Source organism: Frankia sp. CeD, from assembly GCF_000732115.1.
Classification (GTDB): domain Bacteria; phylum Actinomycetota; class Actinomycetes; order Frankiales; family Frankiaceae; genus Frankia; species Frankia casuarinae.
In genome coordinates, this window is record NZ_JPGU01000078.1 from 1 (window position 1) to 3,804 (window position 3,804).

General features: G+C 70.2%; 3 protein-coding genes and 1 pseudogene. 1 reads left to right on the forward strand and 3 read right to left on the reverse strand.

All coding sequences use genetic code 11. The features are described 5' to 3' along the window. A partial coding sequence (locus CED_RS20590; protein ID WP_084680892.1) for a reverse transcriptase domain-containing protein occupies nucleotides 1-734 on the reverse strand: 734 nt, incomplete at its 3' end. Between the two features lie 1,068 nt (nucleotides 735-1,802). On the opposite strand from CED_RS20590, the gene CED_RS25655 reads away from it, so the two are divergent. After that, nucleotides 1,803-1,958: a hypothetical protein gene (locus tag CED_RS25655; protein ID WP_235187227.1), complete on the forward strand. Its 156-nt coding sequence runs from the start codon at nucleotides 1,803-1,805 to the stop codon at nucleotides 1,956-1,958. On the opposite strand, the pseudogene CED_RS25660 reads toward CED_RS25655, so the two are convergent. Together CED_RS25660 and CED_RS24875 are read right to left on the reverse strand one after the other, a co-directional pair. Next, nucleotides 1,928-2,827: pseudogene (locus CED_RS25660) on the reverse strand (recombinase family protein); the annotation flags it as partial. The gene CED_RS25655 and the pseudogene CED_RS25660 overlap by 31 nt on opposite strands. 112 nt (nucleotides 2,828-2,939) lie before the next feature. Next, complete coding sequence (locus CED_RS24875; protein ID WP_235187224.1) at nucleotides 2,940-3,611, reverse strand: transposase; 672 nt, start codon at nucleotides 3,609-3,611, stop codon at nucleotides 2,940-2,942. Nucleotides 3,612-3,804: the final 193 nt, after the last annotated feature.

The following is a 3,804-nucleotide window of genomic DNA, read 5'->3' on the forward strand; positions in this document are numbered from 1 at the left end:
CCGCTGACCTTCTTCTGGGCTTCCTTGCTGATCGCGGGCAGGAAGTTCGTGAAGAACTTCCCGTGCCTGCTGCGTGCCTTGCGGGCGCGGAAGGTGTAGCCGAGGAACGTGAACGACGTGTGCTCATGGGAGCCGCGCCGGTTGCTGTCCTTGCAGTACACGATCCTGGTCTTGGTCGGGTGCGGTCGCAGTCCGACCTGTCCCATCCTGTCGTCGAGCGCGGCCAGCACGTGGCGAGCCCGACTCCTGCTGTCGCAGTGCACGATCGCGTCGTCGGCGTAGCGCTCGAACGCGACGCCCGGGTAGGTCCGGGCCAGCCACGCGTCGAACGCGTAGTGCATGAACAGGTTCGCCAGCACGGGTGAGATCGAAGAGCCCTGCGGGGTCCCCCGGTCTCGTGCACGCAAGGTCCCGTCGGGCAGCTGCAACGGTGCTTTCAGCCACCGCTGCACATACAGCACCACCCAACGGTCGCTGGTGTGTGCCTCCACGGCTTTGACCACGAGATCCCACGGCACGCTGTCGAAGAACTCCTGGATGTCGAGGTCGATCACCCAGTCTGTCTTCCAGCACCGTTGCCGGCACGCCGCCACCGCATCCAGGGCTGATCTTCCCGGCCGGTAGCCGTAGGAGCCCGGATGGAAGATCGGTTCGACCGTCGCCTCCAGCCTCACGGCCGCCACCGTCTGGGCGATCCTGTCCGCGACGGTTGGCGTGGTGACTTCATACTGCACCTTCTGCTGTGGCTGTTTGGGTTGTGAAGTTGGCTGTCACGGTGCGGGCGGCGCGGTGGAGGCAGACGGTCTGGACCTGCTGGTTCCACGGGATGGCGACCCGTTCACGGATGCGGCGGGCGGTCAGGTAGCCGCGGCGGATCCAGTAGTAGACCTGTGTGGNGGGAATCCCGAGCCTCGCGACGGCGTCGGGCACGTCGAGTTGGGCGGCGGCTTCCTGGACGGTGATCTCGCCGGGCAGGACCTCACGGGGGCCGGGGGTGCGGGGGATGAGGTGGCCGGAGGCGTCGATCTGGCGGCGACAGGCGGCCTCGACCTGGGCGTTCCAGGGGATGCACCAGCGTCCGGAGAGATCCTTGCGGCCGGCCAGCCGGTCGTGGGTGAGCCAGTAGTAGACGGCGTTGGCGGTGATCCCGAGGATCGCCGCGACCTGGTCGACGGAGATCTCCCCGTCCCGGGACGGACACCGCCCGGGGATCTTGTAGGTGTGGCGGACCCAGCCGACGGCCGCGATGCCGTAGGGACGGCCGGTCCCGGTGGTCAGCCCGGCATCGGCGAGTGCGGTGACGATCTCGGCGTCGGAATGGTCCGGGCCGAGCCGGGCGATCAGCTGGCGGGCCGCGGCCGAGGTCCTGCGCACCTGTGGCGAGGTGGCCGGTCTGCGCAGGGCGAGTTCGTCGGTGGCGCCGGTGTGCCAGCGCACCCCAAGCCGGGCGCGGGCCCGGTCGGTCTCGGGCAGCAGGGTGACATCCGAGATGAGGGTGCGCAGCAGCCGCTTGCGGTCCCGGTCCCGGGTGTCCGGGCAGTGCCAGAGTCCAGGCAGGTCCGCGGCCAGCGCGCGCAGGCCGTCCCGGTCCGGCAGCGCCGGCCTGCGCTCCCGGACAGCGGCCAGGGCGGCCTCGGCTTCGGCCAAGGCGGACAGTCTGGCTTCCCAGCGGGTCTCCAGGGTGCGGGCGACCAGCCGGTTCTCCGGCTCCACCGCGCCCAACGCCAGCGGCGCGGTCGGCGTCGTAGCGGGCGCGTTCCACGGCCAGCTCGGCCGCGCGGTGGGAACGGGACTGTCGGGCGGTGACCTCGTCCGCGGCGGCCAGGGCCCGTTCGATCTGCCCCGGCGACACCGTGGCCAGTAGCAGGCCGGCCACCGCGTCGTCGACGACGTCGGCGCGGATCGACCGGCAGGTGGGGGTGGCCTCGTGGTCGGCGCGCGACGACGAGCAGCCGTAGGCCGCCCGCCCCTGTGGGTAGTAGCGGGTCGTCATCGGCCGCCCGCACAACCCACAGAACATGATCCCCTGGCACAGGGCCAGGCCCTCCCGCACCAGGCGGGCCCCCTGGTGGGTGCAGTTGGCCGAAAGCCTCGCCTCGATGGCCACATACTCCTCCCAGCTGATGTAGCTCTCGTGGTGGCCGTGGCGCACCACGGGCCACTGCTCGCGCGGGCGCAGCCGCACCCCGGTGTGCACGGTGCCGTCCGGGCACACGGTGCGGCAGGTGGCGTACCGGCCGTAGACGTAGGTGCCCGCATAGCACGGGTTGGACAACACCCCCAGCGCCCAGGAGTGCGTCAGCCGGCCCCATCGCAACTGCCCGGCCCAGACGNCCCCATAGGCCCGCAGCGGGAACCGCCGCCGAACGAACGCGGCCACCACCTGGAACGCCGAACCGCCCGCGGCGAACGCCGCGAACAGGTCCCGGACCACCCCCTGCGCCTCCTGGTCCGGGTCGATCACGCAGACACCCTCATCGTCGTAGCCGTAGCCGACCGGCAGCGGGAAACGCAGCTCGCCGCGTTCGGCCGCGGCCCGCTTGGCACCCTGCAGCCGGCAAGCCAGAAGGTGCAGCTCGACCTCGGACATCGACCCTTTCAAGCCGAGCAGAAGACGATCGTTGATGTCCGCGAGATCGTAGACACCGTCGGCGTCCACCAGCAGCGCATCCGTCAGACGAGCCAACTCCAGCAGACGGGCAAAGCCCGCCGACGAGCGGGCCAGCCCGGACACCTCCAACCCGAAGATCGCCCCGACCTCGCCCAGACACACCTGGGCCACCAGGTCCCGAAAGCCCTCGCGGTCGGCACCGAACCTCCCGGACACCCCCAGGAACGACCGGAACCAGTGCCCGTTCAATTCGTCAATTGGCGATCCTCAACGGCCGAAAGAATCAGACAAACAGAGATTGAAAAGGCTCTATGCTGGCTCTTCGAAGTTAAGCGGGGTTGAGGCATCTGCGGGTTCGGCGGGNGGTTGCGCAGCGTGTTCGTAGCCGCTGGTTTTCGGGGTTGCGGTAGCCGAAGGCGTTGCGGGCGTCGAGCTTGACGACCCGGTTGTGGCCTTCGCTGGCGGCGTTGGTGATGCCGCTGTGCGGGAACGCCTCGATGCAGGTCCACCAGGTGCTGATCGTGGTGGCGAGGCGTTCGAGTTCGGGGACGGCGGCGTCGGCGCACCAGGTGTAGAACCTGGTGAGCCGGTAGGCGATCACGGTGCGGGCGGGGTGGGTGCGGGCGAGTGCGAGCAGCGCGCGTAGTTCTTCCTTGGCGATCCAGGCGGTCAGGATCGTCTGGCCGGGTTCGCCGAGGTCGATGAGGGTGTTCCACAGTTTCGTCAGCTGGCGGTCGGTGAGGTTCTCGCGGTTGCGGGTCAGCAGGTTACGGATCTTCCATTCGGGGTCGGTGTCGCGGCCGCGGCGGCCCCGTAGCTGGGTGGTGACCCGGCGGCGGGCCTCTGTGACGGCGTCGTTCGCGAGTTTCACGACGTGGAAGTGGTCGACGACCAGGGTGGCGCCCGGCAGGTAGCGGCGGACCGCGGCGACGAACACCGTGCACATGTCGATCGCCACGTGGGTGATCCGGTCGCGCCAGGACGGTGTCTGGCTGGCCAGCCAGTACGCGACGTCGTCGGCGGTGCGGCCCTCCGACCTGGCCGAGCATGCCCTGCCCGCCGGCCAGGTCGGTGAATCCGACATGCCACCGGTCGGCGAGCACCCGGGTCTTCGCCGGCTCGCCNCCCGCCGGGTCGGGCTCGACGGTCTCGGCGGGCGCAGGGACGGCGGGCCCGCCGCCAGCAGGNTCGGG